The organism is Litchfieldia stipae, assembly GCF_014837155.1.
Classification (GTDB): Bacteria; Bacillota; Bacilli; order Bacillales; family Bacillaceae_L; genus Litchfieldia.
This window is the reverse complement of record NZ_JACYHA010000032.1, coordinates 1-17,065: the sequence shown is the minus strand read 5'-3', so window position 1 is coordinate 17,065 and position 17,065 is coordinate 1. Positions and strand designations below refer to the sequence as shown.

General features: G+C 37.0%; 19 protein-coding genes. 6 read left to right on the top strand and 13 right to left on the bottom strand.

Annotation, left to right across the window (positions count from 1 at the left end; all coding sequences use genetic code 11):
- Positions 1–2: 2 nt before the first annotated feature.
- Together menA and F7888_RS21185 are read right to left on the bottom strand one after the other, a co-directional pair.
- Positions 3–941 (bottom strand): 1,4-dihydroxy-2-naphthoate polyprenyltransferase, encoded by a 939-nt coding sequence (gene menA / locus F7888_RS21190; RefSeq protein ID WP_191783187.1) that lies wholly within the window; start codon positions 939–941, stop codon positions 3–5.
- Between the two features lie 29 nt (positions 942–970).
- Complete coding sequence (locus F7888_RS21185; RefSeq protein ID WP_191783184.1) at positions 971–2,020, bottom strand: FAD:protein FMN transferase; 1,050 nt, start codon at positions 2,018–2,020, stop codon at positions 971–973.
- Between the two features lie 280 nt (positions 2,021–2,300).
- Here F7888_RS21185 and F7888_RS21180 point away from each other — a divergent pair, with 280 nt between their 5' ends.
- The 3 genes from F7888_RS21180 to F7888_RS21170 all read left to right on the top strand — a co-directional run bounded on the left by F7888_RS21180 (position 2,301) and on the right by F7888_RS21170 (position 5,987).
- Entirely contained in the window at positions 2,301–4,220 is a 1,920-nt protein-coding gene (locus tag F7888_RS21180; protein ID WP_191783182.1) for an FAD-dependent oxidoreductase, read from the top strand.
- 227 nt (positions 4,221–4,447) lie between these two features.
- A complete protein-coding gene (locus tag F7888_RS21175) occupies positions 4,448–5,008 on the top strand; it encodes a Gx transporter family protein (RefSeq protein WP_191783180.1) in 561 nt (186 codons plus the stop codon).
- Between the two features lie 4 nt (positions 5,009–5,012).
- The gene (locus tag F7888_RS21170; RefSeq protein ID WP_225228942.1) at positions 5,013–5,987 is read left to right on the top strand and encodes a polyprenyl synthetase family protein; all 975 of its coding nucleotides are present in this window, start codon (positions 5,013–5,015) and stop codon (positions 5,985–5,987) included.
- A gap of 836 nt (positions 5,988–6,823) precedes the next feature.
- Here the strand turns inward: F7888_RS21170 and F7888_RS21165 are convergent.
- The 4 genes from F7888_RS21165 to F7888_RS21150 form a co-directional block, all read right to left on the bottom strand.
- A complete protein-coding gene (locus tag F7888_RS21165) occupies positions 6,824–7,804 on the bottom strand; it encodes a polymer-forming cytoskeletal protein (protein ID WP_191783176.1) in 981 nt (326 codons plus the stop codon).
- Between the two features lie 153 nt (positions 7,805–7,957).
- Positions 7,958–8,593, bottom strand: coding sequence for an FMN-dependent NADH-azoreductase (locus F7888_RS21160; protein WP_191783174.1), 636 nt, complete (start codon positions 8,591–8,593; stop codon positions 7,958–7,960).
- A 191-nt stretch (positions 8,594–8,784) separates the two neighbouring features.
- Positions 8,785–8,934 (bottom strand): hypothetical protein, encoded by a 150-nt coding sequence (locus tag F7888_RS21155; protein WP_191783172.1) that lies wholly within the window; start codon positions 8,932–8,934, stop codon positions 8,785–8,787.
- A 123-nt stretch (positions 8,935–9,057) separates the two neighbouring features.
- Positions 9,058–9,915, bottom strand: a complete 858-nt coding sequence (locus F7888_RS21150; RefSeq protein ID WP_191783170.1) for a hypothetical protein — start codon at positions 9,913–9,915, stop codon at positions 9,058–9,060.
- Positions 9,916–10,117: 202 nt separating this feature from the next.
- Here F7888_RS21150 and F7888_RS21145 point away from each other — a divergent pair, with 202 nt between their 5' ends.
- Together F7888_RS21145 and F7888_RS21140 are read left to right on the top strand one after the other, a co-directional pair.
- A complete protein-coding gene (locus tag F7888_RS21145; RefSeq protein WP_191783216.1) occupies positions 10,118–11,212 on the top strand; it encodes a YibE/F family protein in 1,095 nt (364 codons plus the stop codon).
- Complete coding sequence (locus F7888_RS21140; RefSeq protein WP_191783168.1) at positions 11,209–11,967, top strand: YibE/F family protein; 759 nt, start codon at positions 11,209–11,211, stop codon at positions 11,965–11,967. Before F7888_RS21145 ends, F7888_RS21140 begins: the two co-directional genes overlap by 4 nt.
- Before the next feature lie 50 nt (positions 11,968–12,017).
- On the opposite strand, the gene arsC is transcribed toward F7888_RS21140, so the two are convergent.
- The 5 genes from arsC to F7888_RS21115 all read right to left on the bottom strand — a co-directional run bounded on the left by arsC (position 12,018) and on the right by F7888_RS21115 (position 15,519).
- Positions 12,018–12,437, bottom strand: coding sequence for an arsenate reductase (thioredoxin) (arsC, locus tag F7888_RS21135; RefSeq protein WP_191783166.1), 420 nt, complete (start codon positions 12,435–12,437; stop codon positions 12,018–12,020).
- A gap of 26 nt (positions 12,438–12,463) precedes the next feature.
- Positions 12,464–13,762, bottom strand: a complete 1,299-nt coding sequence (locus F7888_RS21130) for an arsenic transporter (RefSeq protein WP_191783164.1) — start codon at positions 13,760–13,762, stop codon at positions 12,464–12,466.
- A gap of 15 nt (positions 13,763–13,777) precedes the next feature.
- Positions 13,778–14,122: an ArsR/SmtB family transcription factor gene (locus F7888_RS21125; RefSeq protein ID WP_191783162.1), complete on the bottom strand. Its 345-nt coding sequence runs from the start codon at positions 14,120–14,122 to the stop codon at positions 13,778–13,780.
- 454 nt (positions 14,123–14,576) lie between these two features.
- On the bottom strand, positions 14,577–15,116 hold the full coding sequence (locus tag F7888_RS21120) for a hypothetical protein (protein ID WP_191783160.1): 540 nt from the start codon (positions 15,114–15,116) through the stop codon (positions 14,577–14,579).
- On the bottom strand, positions 15,109–15,519 hold the full coding sequence (locus F7888_RS21115) for a CBO0543 family protein (RefSeq protein WP_191783158.1): 411 nt from the start codon (positions 15,517–15,519) through the stop codon (positions 15,109–15,111). The genes F7888_RS21120 and F7888_RS21115 overlap by 8 nt, the downstream gene beginning before the upstream one ends.
- A 309-nt stretch (positions 15,520–15,828) precedes the next feature.
- Between F7888_RS21115 and F7888_RS21110 the strand changes: the two genes are divergently transcribed.
- Positions 15,829–16,065, top strand: a complete 237-nt coding sequence (locus tag F7888_RS21110; RefSeq protein WP_191783157.1) for a helix-turn-helix domain-containing protein — start codon at positions 15,829–15,831, stop codon at positions 16,063–16,065.
- 61 nt (positions 16,066–16,126) lie between these two features.
- Here the strand turns inward: F7888_RS21110 and F7888_RS21105 are convergent, their stop codons facing one another.
- Positions 16,127–16,528 carry a hypothetical protein gene (locus F7888_RS21105; RefSeq protein ID WP_191783155.1) on the bottom strand — a complete coding sequence of 134 codons (402 nt, stop codon included), beginning with the start codon at positions 16,526–16,528 and terminating at the stop codon, positions 16,127–16,129.
- Between the two features lie 38 nt (positions 16,529–16,566).
- Positions 16,567–16,827, bottom strand: a complete 261-nt coding sequence (locus F7888_RS21100) for a SunI/YnzG family protein (protein WP_191783153.1) — start codon at positions 16,825–16,827, stop codon at positions 16,567–16,569.
- Positions 16,828–17,065: the final 238 nt, after the last annotated feature.

Here is a 17,065-nt window from a genome sequence, read left to right as displayed (position 1 = left end):
TATTAAACAAATAGTGAAACTACGAGCATGGAAACAATTGATCCATTGACAAGTACTAAATTTTTCACAGCTACATGAAAAGTCTCTGACTTCACTTGCTTTCTATTAAACTTTCTCACCTGATGGTAAACAGGTAAGACTGCTACTAGCGTAAGGAGCATCACCAGTGGCAAAATATTTAAGAAAACAGCTATTAATATACTTGCAAATGAGGCAATGTATAATCCGTCAAAAAGCCACACTGCATACTTTCTTCCAATATAGAATGGCAGCGTAAATCGGTGATTCTTGATATCCTCTTCCAAGTCACAAATATTATTTGCCAGCATCAGATTCGCAATAGTAAAGATACATGGAAGTGAAATAAGGATAATTTCAAGTATTAAGATTAAATCTGCCTCAAACCTTACTAATCTCCCTTCCCAGATAAGTTGCACGATCCCTTGGTCAAAGGCATTCACATAGACTGTCAAGAAGATAATTCCAAAGCCCATCGTTAAGCCTGAGAATACTTCACCAAGTGGCATCCGTGATAACGGAATTGGACCAAAGGTGTAGAAAATACCGATACCAAAGCAAATCATTCCAATGAATAGGACCAACAGATCTGTGCGGACAACGAGCCATAATCCTAAAGCTGTGGCAATGACCAATAAGCTAATAATGGTCGTAATTACAACACTCTCCTTGATTCCTTCTTGTCCTATCACATTATGTTCCTTCCGATATGCCTCACTTGATGCTTTTCGGTAATCCATATAATTGTTAATTGCTGTTGTTGTTAAATCAAATATCAACATCGCAAGAAAAAAGATAAGTGTATTGATTGGTTGAAATGAATCAAATCGATAGATAACAAATAAACAGCCCACCAAAAATGGAAATAAACTCGCTATTTTTGTTCGAATCTCAACTACTTTTAAAAATGTAGAAAACGACATTGCGTAACCCCTCCTTTTTGAAAAAATGGTTATTCTACTATTTCAAATTGTTCATTCACTAATTCAAATTGTTTTTTGATCCCAGAGGTCATAGAGATTTTCTTATCATGACTAATGAAAATGGCCTCTGCGTCTTCAATCTCCTCAATGAACGCCATCCCATCTTCTATCCCCTTCGAGAAAACCGAAGTAGAAAGTGCATCACCATCCATCGATTTATCACTAATAATTGTTACTCCCGCAATATCATTCGAATATGGATAGCCATCCTTAGGATTCAAGATGTGATGATACTTTACACCATCCACTTCTAGGTAACGCTCATATACTCCTGAAGTAACAACCGATATGTTAGATTCAGCAATCCTACCAACTATCTCACCCCTTGGTGAAAAAGGATCTTGAATTCCTATGGTCCAGTCCTTGCCACTTGTGTTTTTCCCCATCACATAGACATTTCCCCCTAGATCTATAATTGCTGTTTCTACCTGATTTTCCTTTAATACAGCAAGTACTTCATCTGTGATATAGCCTTTAGCAATAGCACCTAAATCTAATTTCATTCCACTTTGCTTCAAGAAGACGGTTTGGTTGTCTTCATTTAATTCAATGTCTTCATATTGGATTAGTGACAATACCTCTTGGATTTCAGATTCATCAGGCTTTTTCGCATCTGAATAACCAATATGCCATAGACTAGTTAATGGTCCCACCGAGATATCAAACGTTCCATCAGCGATCTGACTATACTGCTTTCCTGACTCAATCAGCTTATAGAGGTCCTCAGACACTTTCACTGGCTCAATACCTGCCATCTTATTAATCCTTGTAACCTCAGATTCATCTTCATTCTCTTCATTCATTGTTATTTGTCTCGCTAACTCTTCAATTCGATGAAAGACAGGCTCTAGCACAGCTTCTTTTCCTTCATCATAGATTTTGACTGTCACTACTGTCCCCATTAAGAAAGCTGTTTGCTTATAAGGTGTGCTGATTGTTTTAGAGCCCTTCGATTGGCTACAGCCAGCTATGATAAAAAAAGTTACTATTACTATCACTACTAAGCTTTTAATTTTCATCTGATTCAAACCTTTCTATGTTGTGAATGTTTTCACAAGTGATTTCACACTTAATACCATTGCCTCTATTTATATATTTCTAAATACTTTTGGCTAAATTTTAACAGGTTATTACTAAAGATACTGTGAAAAAGATATGAACATTGAATCGCGAAACGTTTTTGTTACTATTCAGTGAACACTATAGACAGTTCCTAAAAGCCGCTGTACGATATAGTGGATTGTTCATCTATTCACAAATTAAATATTGGAAACAAGTATACAAAGGGAGTGAACACAAATGGCAGAGAAGAACATTGTCATCATTGGTGCAGGTTATGCCGGTGTCCATGCTGCAAAGAAGCTAGCTAAAAAATATAAACGCGACGAATCAGTCTCAATTACATTAATTGATCGTCATTCTTATCATACAATGATGACTGAATTACACGAGGTAGCTGCTCACAGAGTTGAGCCAGACGCTATTCAATTTGATTTAAGACGCTTATTCAATCGAACAAAGGTTAAATTAGTGACAGACAATGTCACACATGTTGATCATGATAAACAATGTGTGACAACAGAACATGGATCTTTCCCATATGATTATTTGATTTTAGGTATGGGTGGTGAGCCTAACGATTTCGGTACTCCTGGTGTTGGTGAACATGCCTTTACTCTGTGGTCATGGGAAGATGCAGTCAAGCTACGCGAACATATTGAAAAAACAGTTCAACGTGCAGCACGTGTTCATGATGATGAAACAAGACGTGCAATGCTTACCTTCACAGTCTGTGGTTCTGGTTTTACCGGGATTGAAATGGTTGGTGAATTAGTTGAATGGAAAGCAAGATTAGCGAAAAATAACAAATTAGATGAATCAGACATTACCTTATATGTCATCGAAGCAGCTCCTACGATTCTAAATATGTTAGGACGCAAGGACGCTGACAAAGCTGAATCCTATTTAGTCAAAAAAGGCGTCAAAATTCTAAAGAGCTCTCCTATTGTTGAGGTTAAGTCAGATTCAATCATCTTAAAATCAGGAGGTGAGATTCCAACTCATACACTGATTTGGACGGCAGGTGTTCAAGCTAACTCAGATACAAAGGATTATGGCATGTCATCAGGCCGTGCTGGTCGATTAAAGGTTAACGAATTTATGGAAGCTGAAGGGCTAGAAAATGTCTACGTTATTGGTGACTTAGCCTATTTCGAAGAAGAACCAGGAAAGCCTCAACCTCAAATTGTTGAAGCGGCTGAACAAACAGGAATGACTGCAGCAAAAAGCATTATCGCTGAGATTAGCGGTGGAGAAAAAGAACCATTCAAAGGAAAGTACCATGGTGTCATGGTTTCCATCGGAGCAAGATATGGTGTAGCTGATTTAAGTGGGATTCATTTAAGTGGTTGGTTTGCAAACTTCGTGAAGCATATGGTTAATTTATATTATTTCTTTGGAATCAGAAGCGGCTATTATATGTTCCAATATGTGATGCACGAATTTTTCCATACGAAAGATAAGCGTAACATTTTCAGAGGCTTCCCAACTCGCTATGGTAATGTCCTTTGGAGCTTACCATTACGTATTTTCGTAGCAGGCTTTTGGATTGTCGAGGGCTGTGCGAAGCTCTGGGGTGAGGAGACCTGGAAGGAAGCTACTTCAAGCTTCTCAAATGTCAAAAACTTATTCAACGGTCTTGGTGAAGATTCTTGGTTATTAGCAAATAGTGTCAAAATGCCATTCGAATGGTTACAGGCTACAACGAGTGGAGCTAGTGAAGTAGCCGCAGAAGGTGCAGAATATGCTACACCTATTTTGAGCAGTATGTGGGGTTGGTTCCAATGGATCATGGAAATCATGCTTCCAACACCTGAGGTTGCCATCTTCATGCAAAAAGCAATGGTATTCATTGAATTAGGAATCGGTCTAGCCATCTTAGGTGGATTGTTCACTTGGTTAGCTAGCTTGGCAAGTGCTGGATTCTTAGTGATGTTCACCCTAACGGCTATGCTTGGTTGGGACAAAGTTTGGGCATTACCAGCTTCCATTGCATTAATGAACGGATCTGGTCGTTCAATCGGTTTAGACTATTGGGTTGTACCTTTCCTACAAAAAACAGCTGGTGACTGGTGGTATGGAAAAGAACGCGCTATCTACAAAGATTTTGACCAAGTTGCAGCAAAGCCTCATTCTGGATCAAAGGACATGAGTGCTTAATACTTCTTAATGACTTGCAGGTATTTGGTGATAAGCGGAAGATATTGTTTTTTCCGCTTATCTCACCAAGTATGTATTAAAAAAAGTAAAGGAGAAAAAAGACATAAAGAGTTATTTCAAAACACATAAACTCAGGGATGTCATGATAACACTTAGACTCGTCCTCCTTTCTTTTTTGCCCTTTGCTATTTTCACCTCTCAAAATTAATAGATTGGAAGATTGCGATATGACAAAAAATCAGCGTCTTGTTTATATTGCATTATTAGCAGCCCAAGCTGTCATTATTAGCATTCTAGAACGGGCAATCCCCTTTCCCTTTGCCATTGCTCCTGGAGCAAAAATCGGTTTAGCAAACATTATCACATGTATGGCTCTATATACACTTTCGACTAAAGATGCAGCAAAAGTAGTTGCCGTGCGTCTTATTCTAACAACTCTATTAGGTGGAACCATCTCATCCTTTATGTACAGTGCATCTGGTGCTGTTCTTAGCTTCATTGGGATGTGGGCAGTGAAGAAATTGGGGCCCTCAAGAGTTAGCTTAATTGGTGTAAGTACCACTGGAGCGATATTGCATAATGTGGGGCAATTAACCATTGCAAGTTGGATTGCTCAAACTTGGACCGTTCTTCTCTACTTACCTGTTTTATCAGTTGTAGGGATCCTATCAGGAATTGCCATTGGACTTGTAGCCAATTATCTACTGACCCATGTTGAAAAGTTACATTACTATAGAGATTTACGTGAAATGAATCACATGAATATAGTCAATTATGAAAGAGGTTAGCCAAATGCATAAAATGTGGAATGCCTATCCCGAATTAAAAGTAGACCTATCAATGGTTTTGAATTTAATAGAATCTCATATCAGAGTTCGAGATAAAACCGTAGAATCAACAATCAAAGAATTAATTCATTCTGGTGGAAAGCTACTTCGCCCGGCGTACTCCTTATTATGTGCGCAAATTGGGCCAACCAGAGAAAAAGAAAAAGCGATTGCTGTTGCTGCTGCGTTAGAAAGCTTGCATATGGCCACACTTGTCCATGATGATGTTATTGACCAATCTGATACGCGTCATGGTCTTAAAACAATCCAAACAAAGCATGGAAATAACTTTGCCATTTATTCTGGTGATTATTTATTCTGTGTATGCTTCACCTTACTCTCTCGTTATGCAACATCATTAGCACATTTAGAATTCAACTCTCGCAGTATGGAGAAAATCCTGAGTGGTGAATTGGATCAATTGAATTCCCGCTTTCAAACAAATGTCAGTGTTAAAAATTATTTATCACGTATCTCTGGCAAAACAGCAAGACTATTTGCGGTCAGCTGTTATTCTGGTGCGATTGAAAGTGAAGCTTCTCACTACGAGGCAATGAGAGCCTGGAATATGGGACATTACATTGGAATGGCCTTTCAAATTATGGATGATATATTAGATTTCAATAGTAATTTGAAGACACTAGGAAAGCCAATCATGGCAGATATTCGACAAGGCATCTATACATTGCCTTTAATCTACTGCATTCAAGAGAACCGAGAAGCTTTCTTGCCTCTATTGAATAAGAAAGATCAATTAACTGATGAGGATATGGTTGTGATTAAAGACCTTATCACTGAGTATCAAGGCATTGAGAAAGCGCAGAAATTAGCTGAAAGATACACTCAAAAAGCGATAGAAGAGATCAAAAAGCTACCTGATGGAGCATATAAAGAAACACTATTTGAACTAACCAGTAACCTGTTACAGCGTACGGCTTAGTTATAGATTTGAGGCTGACTCTGCAAGTGAGTGATAACACTTACTTTAGAGGCTGCCTCTTTTTGTTTGGAGGTGGCATATTTATTTCAACCAAATCGGAGCGGATTCCAACGAACTAGAGCTATATTCCAACGAAAGTAAAGACGAATTCAGCGAAGGGCCTTCCCTCGGATCAACATATTCATTATTTCAACCAAATCGGAGCGGATTCCAACGAACTTGTGCTATATTCCAACGAAAGTGTCGCTGAATTCAACGAAGGGCCTTCCCTCGGATCAACATATTCATTATTTCAACCAAATCGGAGCAGATTCCAACGAACTTGTGCTATATTCCAACGAAAGTGTCGCTGAATTCAACGAAGGCCCTTCCCTCGGATCAACATATTCATTATTTCAACTAAATCGATGCAGATTCCAACGAACTAGAGCGATATTCCAACGAACTAGGGCTATATTCCAACGAAAGTGAAGCCGAATTCAACGAAGGGCACTTCCTGAATCCAACTTATTCATTATTTCAACCAAATCGGAGCGGATTCCAACGAACTTGTGCTATATTCCAACGAAAGTGTCGCTGAATTCAACGAAGGGCCTTCCCTCGGATCAACATATTCATTATTTCAACCAAATCGAAGCAGATTCCAACGAACTAGAGCGATATTCCAACGAAAGTGAAGACGAATTCAACGAAGGGCATTCCCACGGATCAACATATTCATTATTTCAACCAAATCGAAGCAGATTCCAACGAAAACCCTCTATCACCTAGTTTAAGTGTCTACAAAAAAACAGCCAGCCGATAGATCGACTAACTGTCTTAATACCTTCTTCTATTTATTGAACTTCAGCAGCTCCAGTTACTTCACCATTCATTTGAGCTGATGCTTTGTACTCTTCATTTGCAAAGTATACATTTCCATCAATAGTTGCTGTTTCATGAACCTGGAAACCATTTGCTTCTACGTATACATCACCTTTAACAGTTCCACCTTGAATGTTCAAGTTCTCACTTTTCACTGTTAATTTAGGTACTGTTAGAGTAAATGATGCAGTAATGTTATGATCCGCATCTTGAGTGTATAATCCAATCTTACGATAAATATCTCCATCTGCTTGATCCTTATTTCTGAATTCACCAGCTACAACTACATCTTGTTCTATTGTTAAATCACCTAATGTTGCAATAATCCATGTTCCATTTTCACTGACTGCATTAACGAACGCTGCTGCATCATTTACAAGTGAAGCAGTTGTAACTACATCTGTACCACCAGCTACTTCTGTTGCACCTGTTACATTACCATCAATTGTTGCTGACGCTTTGAACTCATCATTTGCAAAATAGACATTTCCATCTACTGTTGCTGTTTCATGAACTTTGAATCCATTTGCTTCAACATAGACATCACCTTTTACAGTTCCACCTTGGATATTTAAGTTCTCACTTTTTACTGTTAATTTAGGAACTGTCAGAGTAAATGATGCAGTGATATTATGATCATCATCTTGTGTATACAGACCAATTTTTCGATAAATATCTCCGTCTGCTTTGTCTTTGTCTCTGAACTCTCCAGCTACTACAACTTCTTCGTCTACCGTTAAATCACCTAATGTAGCGATGATCCAAGTTCCATTTTCACTTACTGCATTTACAAATGCAGATGCTTCATTAACAAGTGATGCTGTTGTTACAACATCTGAACCTGTTTGAGTTTCTGTTGATTCCTTTTTGTCACTAGTAGCTGGCTCATCCTGGCCGCAAGCTGCTAATAACCCAATAAGCAATGCTGATGATAATAAAATCTTTAATTTCATAGTTGTGTCCCCCTAAAATTATATGTGATAGTTTTCACAAATAAATTTTATCATAAGACATATAGGGAATCTGTGGATATATTGTGAATTAATGAGCAATTAACCAATCAAAAAAAGACGCCAACACTTAATGTTAAACGTCTCTCTCGTCTCTTAGAAAGTTTGTGCTAAATCCTTCGCGCGTGCAATGGCATTAGCTTTGATTTCTTCAGCCTTGTCGGGCATTGCAGCATGACCTTCAATAAATAGACCTTCAAATGATGGTACGCCATAGAATTGCATCATGATTTCAAGATAACGATGACCCATCTCCATTGCTGCAGCAGGACCTTCTGAATAAATACCGCCACGAGCCTGGATATGTAAGGCTTTCTTATCAGTTAATAGACCTACTGGACCTTGTTCAGTATATTTGAATGTCTTTCCTGCTACTGAAACAGCATCAAGATATGCCTTCATTACTGGAGGGAATGAGAAATTCCAGAATGGTGTAACGAATACAAATTTATCAGCATTGATAAATTGTTCACATAGCTCATTCATACGCCCAACCTTTGCTTTTTCATCTGCAGTCAGTTGGTCGAAATCTGTCCCTGTGCGCAATTTGCCCCATCCACTAAATACATCAACATCGATTTGAGGTACATCCTCTTTATATAAATCTAGATGAACAATTTCGTCTCCAGAATTTACTTGCTTGTAAGTCTCAATAAATTCTTTCGCTACTGCCATACTGTATGATGCTGTATCATCATGTGGGTGAGCAGTGATATATAATACTCTTGCCATTTGTACATACTTCCTTTCTCTTGCTCTTGAATTTGACACTATAGTTTTTGAATAATAACTATAAGCTATACATTATCTCGAATTAATATATTATTAATCCGAGTTTTCTATATTAGTACGGATTCTCGCGATTAGCAAATCTTTTGCTCATAAAAAAAGACCAATCCCGTTAAGAGATTAGTCATTATCTATTATTCAGCTTGTTCAACACTCATTGGATTTCCACTAATTACTTTTCTCATTTCATCTGTTAGAACAAATGGTTCATTATTTTTCATATCATGATCGGAAGTAAGATCGTTTTGAACACTTCCATCAAAATGTAACGGTTTACCCTCCATATGTACTATTCACCTCCAGTGACAATTAGTATTATCTCCCTAATTTTACTATTTATATAGTAAAAATGTAACCGTTTTTTTGAAAATAATGACATAATTACAAAAAATGTAAGGGTTATTATTTTACTTTAACTCCTTTAAGAAATATTCCCCGTCAATATACCATTGATTCATATGACTATCTCTTCTGGCTATAAAATTCATCTCTTTTTTTACTTTTCGACCATGCTTCTTCGCATATTTCACTTGAACTGGAATCTCCACTAACACAAGTTCATTAAGATCTTCGACAGGTAAAAGCGGCATATGTATAATCTCAAGGGATCGTAAATCTTTAATCAACGTACGTATGAGTCGATCGTTTTCACTAGTCCCCACAGAAAGTTCTAATAATCTTTTATCCTCCATATTAATTCCAGTTGCAAAGATCGTAATCAGCTCATACGGATCAACCGTCTCTACATATTCATCAAGCTTGCCACCGGCTTTTAGAATCATTAAATGATGGGTAGCGTCCAACTTCCTTGTTCGATGAGTCGTACTTCCAAAAAAATGAATACAAAAGTGTCCTGGGAATCCATTTTGGAGAGCACCACCACCATGAGGCATGCCATGCATGGAAGCAGCAATCAATTGATCCCCTGCAACGACAATAATGGCTCGTCTGTTCCAGCTCCATTTCCCATTATAAATTTTCTTCATCACTTGCGTATCTTTCCTAGTTAAAGGTTGGACATCTGCATGCTGACTTCCCGCTCGTCTCTGTACTTTAAAGTACATACCCGTTTCTACATCTATAACTGTAAATTTTGCCCCTTTAGGAATAACCCCATCTACTTGCTGCCAAGGTAAGATCTCGAGTGTAAAACTAATCGGGCTATCCTCATCCTCATAGTTCCGATCATTTGCAGCAGTTGTTTTGATTGGTAGGATTAATAGGAAAATAACAAATAACAATAGCTTCTGGTTTAAATTGATCATGTCACACCTCTTTCGCTTATTTTTATCTCCTTTTCGGCAGGAAATAGATACAAAATACTGGAAATCTTAAATCTTGGTGTCCTTGACGTTTTTTTAATAACCCTGTTATTCTTATTCCATTGTACTGGGGATTCTTCTAATAGTTGGAGGTTTTGTTTTGAATGGAATCTTAAATCACTTTAAAAAAATAACTTACAAGCAAATGCTGTTGTACGTTTTACTGGCCCTATGTTTTGCAGCTTCTATTATGTTTGTAAACCATAATTACTCGTTTTATGAAAGACCAGTTGCAAAAGTCATTGACACTGAAATTGTACATACGGAAGAAATGGTTGATATCTACGAGAATCAGGATGAGCTGTACATCCAAAACATAGTAGCTGAAATGAAAAATGGAGAAGACAAAGGGAAGCTTATTCATTTAACGAATGAGTATTCATTGTCTGGGGCTTACGATTATGAATTTAAAGCTGGCAATGACCTATTTGTTGCAATTGATACAACCACAGAAGAAAATGGGGACTTAACAGGAGACATTATTGACGTAAAGAGAGATAAACATGTGATATTAATCAGCTGGATTTTTATCGTTATTTTACTCGTTGTTGGGAAGAAACAAGGCTTATTTTCGATCATTAGTTTAGTCGTAAATGCTGCGTTGTTATCCTATGCATTAGACCTGTATTTACAGAATTCCTCGATTAGCCTTGTCTTAATTTGCTGTATAAGTGTCATTATCTTTACCGTTCTTTCTTTATTACTTGTAAATGGTTTTAATGAAAAAACATATGCAGCAATTGTCGCAACCCTATTAGGTACCTTTACTTCGCTGGCCATTGCCTATCTTGTTATTTGGGTCACAGCAGAAAATGGCCTGAGGTATGAGGAGATGCAGTTTATTACACGTCCCTATCAAATGGTGTTCATGGCTGGCCTTATTGTTGGGTCTCTAGGAGCCGTGATGGACATAGGCATCACGATGTCTTCTTCTATTTTCAGCTTATATGAGAAGAATAATCAGATTTCTGTGAAGGCTCTCCAGAAGTCAGGAATGGAAATAGGAAAAGACATCATGGGGACGATGACAAACATTTTATTTTTTGTCTATATTAGTGGCTCAATTCCAGTGCTATTACTTTATTTAAAAAATGGATCACCACTTGGTTTTACTTTCTCAATGAACCTGTCACTTGAATTGGCACGGGCTCTAGCTGGTGGAATCGGAATCGTGTTAACCATTCCAATTGGGCTGTATGTATCTATTTTTTTCATTAATCGAAAGAGGGCAAACATATGAATGTTCTAGTGCTGCTTGCAGCGATTTTATGTGTATTGATGATTCTGATTGGTGGAAGAAAAGGGGCACGCTCATTTATTGCTTTATTCCTAAACTTCGGTGTTCTCTTTTTTACAATCATGATCATGTTAGATCCAAATGCTAATACAATGATCTTGACGTTAGTGGCATGTACAATTATTAGCTGTATCAATTTGTTTTACATTAATGGTGTGAATAAAAAAACAGGGATAGCCTTTATTTCAACAATCATCACAACAGGGATCTTACTACTCTTTATTGTGGTTGTAACAGATCGCTCAATGATTCAAGGATTTGGTGAAGAAGAAATTGAGGAACTAGGGATGTTTTCTCTTTTTATCGGACTCGATTTTGTGAAAATCGCAACGGCTGTCATTATCATGAGTACAATCGGGGCGATTATTGATATTGCCATTTCGATTTCGTCACCGATGCAAGAAATATATAATCACAATCCAACCATAAGTAGAAAAGACTTATTCAATGCTGGCCTGAGTATAGGTAGAGATATTCTCTCGACAAGCACGAACACCTTATTTTTTGCCTTCTTTGGTGGCTATCTAGCCTTACTCATTTGGTTCAAGGATTTGTCCTATTCCCTTGGAGAAATGATGAATTCAAAGATTTTCAGTGCTGAAATGATCACCATCCTTTGTGCTGGAATTGGTGTAACTATGGTGATTCCGATTGCTTCATGGATTACGGCATTTTTTCTAGTAAAAACAAAAGTATAACAAAAGGCTGCCCTGAATGTCCGAAATGATCATTCTGAGCAGCCTTTTCCTTATTCTCCTGTTTCCTTAAAACGTTGAATTCTTTCGCCAATTTCATCACGAACTCGCTCAAAGAACGCCCATTTTTCTTGTTCTGTACCTTCTGCTTTTGCAGGGTCATCAAATCCCCAATGGACACGATGTACATGTGGTGGTGTCACTGGACAATGGTCAGCAGCATGTCCACAAAGAGTAACGACTAAGTCAGCGTTATTTAAGATTTCTGGGTCAATCGTGTCAGATGTTTGAGTTGAAATATCAATTCCAACTTCATTCATCGCTTTCACTGCATTTGGATTTAAGCCATGTGCTTCTAGACCCGCACTCTTCACATCCCACTCAGCTCCTAAGTGCTTCTTTGCCCACCCTTCTGCCATTTGGCTTCTGCATGAATTTCCAGTACATAAAAAGTAAATTGTTTTCTTAGACATATCTCATTTCTCCTTTAATGTTTTATTTAATGAATAATAAGTAACCAAATATATAATCCAACTAATGTGATAAATAACGTTGGAATGGTTAAGATGATTCCAACCTTAAAATAAGTCCCCCACGAGATTTTGACTCCTTTTAGTGATAAAACATGGAGCCATAGTAAGGTTGCCAGAGAACCGATTGGTGTAATCTTAGGACCTAAATCTGAACCAATGACATTCGCATAAATCAGTGCTTCACGAACCACTCCACTTGTATCCGTTTCTGCGATGGCTAGGGCATCAATCATCACGGTTGGCATGTTATTCATCACAGACGAAAGAATAGCAGCGATGAAGCCCATCCCAATTGTTGCAGCAAATAAGCCATGATCAGCTGTTGCTTGAATCAAATCGGCTAACACATTGGTTAACCCTACATTCCTTAATCCATAAACGACTACATACATCCCAATCGAGAAGAAGACAATCGCCCAAGGTGCCCCTTTTATGACAGTTGTTGTATTTACAGCCTTGCTTCCTCTTGCCATTAGTAAAAAGAAGATCGCTACAATTCCAGCAATGATAGAGACTGGAACACCGATAAATTCACTTGCAAAATAACCAATCAATAGAATCGCAAGAACATACCAAGATAAGCGGAACATCTTTGCGTCACGAATCGCATCGACAGGCTTCTTAAGATCAGTTAGCTCGTACTGCTTCGGTAGACTCTTTCGGAAATATAAATATAAAACCAAAATACTTGCTCCTAATGAGAAGAAGTTCGGGATAATCATTCTTGAGGCAAATTCCACAAATCCAATTCCAAAGAAATCAGCAGATACAATATTGACAAGATTACTTACCACTAATGGCAATGATGTTGTATCGGCAATAAATCCACTCGCCATAATAAATGGAAAAACCATCTTCTCATTGAAATTCAAATTTCGCACCATCGCTAGAACAATCGGAGTTAGAATTAATGCTGCTCCGTCATTTGCGAAGAAAGCAGCCACTAATGCTCCAAGAATAGCGACATACACAAACATCCGAACGCCATTTCCCTTTGCAGCTCTTGCCATATGTAGTGCCGCCCATTCAAAGAACCCAATTTCATCTAAAATCAAAGAAATAATAATAATCGCAATAAATGCCAATGTTGCGTTCCAAACAATCGATGTGACGTCAATTACATCACCAAAATCAACCACTCCCACTAGTAATGCCAGAATCGCCCCACCACAAGCAGACCATCCGATGGACAAACCCTTAGGCTGCCAAATCACTAGCACAAGTGTAAGTAAAAAAATCAATGATGCTAAAATAACTAAAGACAATCCATAAACCCCCTATTAATCACATGAAATACGTAATCCCTGTTCTTCCAGTTCTCTCAATTTGAAATCTTGGTTTGGAAGATGCTGCAGTAAATCTTGAATCATCTGATAGTATTCACTTTCTTTATTTAGTGAATAGATAATCCACTGTCCTCTCCTCGTTTCACCTACAACTCCTGCATCCTTCAATTTACGTAAATGTTGACTAATCGCAGGCTGACTTGTTTTAAAAATAGCAACAAATTCACAGACACAATAATCATGGGAGTCTAGCATTTTGATCATGGTTAACCGTGTTTTATCACCTAATAACTTTAAGATTGTTGCTGCATTTTCTATCTCAAGAGTTGAAAGTTGCATGAATACACCTCCTCATATATATCACTATATAATAATGTGCTTATATAATTGTTTTTGGCTGTTTTCTCAAAGTTTGTTGTTGTTTTGAGATGAATTATTGAGAATGAGATTTCAAGCAGACTGAATACACTCAAGACTCCCGTGGGATTCGTGTGTCCCCACAGGACGCGGAGTGTATTCAGGCTGTGGGTATTAAAAGCAACAATCTATACGAAAACAGCCTTGTTTTTAATTGTTAGGATGTTTTATTCACTAAGAAAAATAAGGAACAGACTGCACATTAACATATAACCAATGACTTATATAATAAAATACTTATTTACAAATTTCAAATGATAACTCCCTTTTCATTTTTAACCTCCGAATCCTGACTACACTCCGTAACAAGTGGGGTTTACTGTAAACAATTAGAGTGTAGTCCCAATGGTAGATCAACCTATTCTTATTTTTCATTCTAGGTTTGTTGAGTTGTAGGATGTTTTATTTGATTTTTCTTATCACTAGTCTTCCAACAATGAATGAAGTATAGAATCACAAACGCACTAAAAGTATAAACAACTAAATAGGCCATAGCAGAAAATCCAATATTCCATCCATTTTGGTATGTAAACACATGAAACTTTACTGAAACCCACTCTATGAAGGTGGTTATTCCACTCCAACAGATGATTAATATAACAATGACTCTTCTAGTGTTCCATTTATAAATAATATATGAAAAGAAATAGCCATAGATGGGATAATTCACACCGTAAATGAATACATCAAAAATCTCTAATTTTGGTGAATCCATAATTTGATAGAAATCAAAAGGATAATCCACTCCAATTAGGACATCTGCGGTCAATCCAAGAACTGAAAAATATAAAAAAATGGACAAGGACATCAATCGTGGCATCAATTTAGGTACTTTTATCACCAAGATAAGTAATGATATCATTGTAATAAGAACGAAATATTCGTTCATGTCAAAATCCGATGGGAGTTTAAACATGTGAATCCTCCCTTTTGGATTGATTATTAACAAAATGATAAAACACAATGGATGCCGTAATAACAACAGACCAAAGCAGGAATGAGAACCAACTATTCCAATCCTTGTATTTGAAGACACCCGCCTTTTCAACTAAGTGCTCTACAAGCATTGAAATTATAATAGCGACAAATGAAAAAAGCACTTTCATTACTATTGAAGATATCTTGTACATGTTAATATAGAGTAGAATAGCAATCGGCAATAGGATATTTTGCAACATAATTAAAGATAGAAATGGATCTAACCTCATTTGTTTTTCGATTAATTCCAAATTCGTAATAATCGCATTAACAAGAATGCCTGGAAATAAGATATTGAAGAACCACATGGGGATAATCTTCGTCCTTGGTATAGAATTCATTTTGTAAAATCCAGTAAGCAAGATAATAAAAATCAGAGTAAAAGAAAAAGTAAGCAACTTCTCACCTAATTTCAACTATTTGTAAGCAATATGTAGTATTCCAAAAGGCATCAGATTTATAGGTAAATTAATTAAAATAATGTATATTTTTTCAAGTTACTTGTGCATGGTATTTGTTAGACTCCATTTATAGTCATAAATTTCTTTTGGATATAAATGAACTTTTGAGCTATAATTGGAGGAGAATTTTAGGAAACGATGTATCTCTTTTGTAGGGGGCATCTAAAAAAAGATAAAGTGGTGGATTCGATGGATAATGAAGTAATTAAGTTTATTAGAATGAATTATAATATGACTCAACGTGAATTTGCCAAGGTCTTAAATTGTAGCTTCTCACTCATTGCTTTAGTCGAGGTAGGAAAAAGAAGAGTCACCGAGAATCTTGAGAACAAGGTGAAAAGCACCTTTAACCTTGATGAGAAACAGTTAGAATCAATCATCCTAGCAATCAAAGAGTCTAGTAAAGGATTTCAACAATATTTATAATCTCGACAACAATAAAGCGATCTCCTTTTGTACAGGAGATCGCTCTTTTTATAGGGAAGTTCTATTCACCGAGAGTTTCGATATGATTTGAACCATCCTTGTATGTGTAATTGATACTATATTCTTTTCCTAACTCGATATTGGAGCAGAACGCAGTGGCTTCTTCTTTTTCACTAGAATAATATCTATAATGCGCATTTGTATATTCATCATAGATCTCACAATAGAATGAATCATCAGCACTTGATACATTTGTATAGTTGGCTACAATCGTTTTTTCACCAGCACTCACAGGGTATAACACATTTGCTGACATAACAGCAACAAATATCACCACTCCACTTATGATGGCAATGCTTCCTCTTTTTTGATTTGACCTACTAAATAAAGTAAAGATACCAAACCCTAACAAACCGAACGCCACAGCATATAATACTAAACTGGCAAAATAAAGATAGCCCACTATTCATCTCCCCCCTAATCAAAACTCAAACCTTCCAACTAATTGGTAACAATTGATTGTAACTTCAACTTAATTGCATCAATACTTGTATACAAAATATATGTGTCAGACTTTGTTTTAATCACAACTCGATCAGCGGTTCCATAAGGCAATCCAATCCGGATAGCATCCTTTACTTGACCACCGTATGTATCGTCTTCAGTTATCTCTACAATCTCGGAGATTGGTATTTCGATTTTTGATAATTGCCATTTTATGATGACTTTATCTTCTACCTTTTCAACACTAACTTCAAACATAGTTATCCCTCCGTAAAAATGACATTCTATTATGATATACGGAAATAATTGGATAAAGTTTCATTTTTTCGAAACCTCCTCTTAACAATTTTCGTATATATATAAAGGAGCATTCCTGTTAGAAGGGTTTTCGGGGACTTGAACAAAAAGAGCCCTCTTGGTATGATGCGGGGTGTCAAATCGTCGACGAAATGACCCCTAATTTGTAACCAAGGAGGACTCCATAATGGATTTTAAA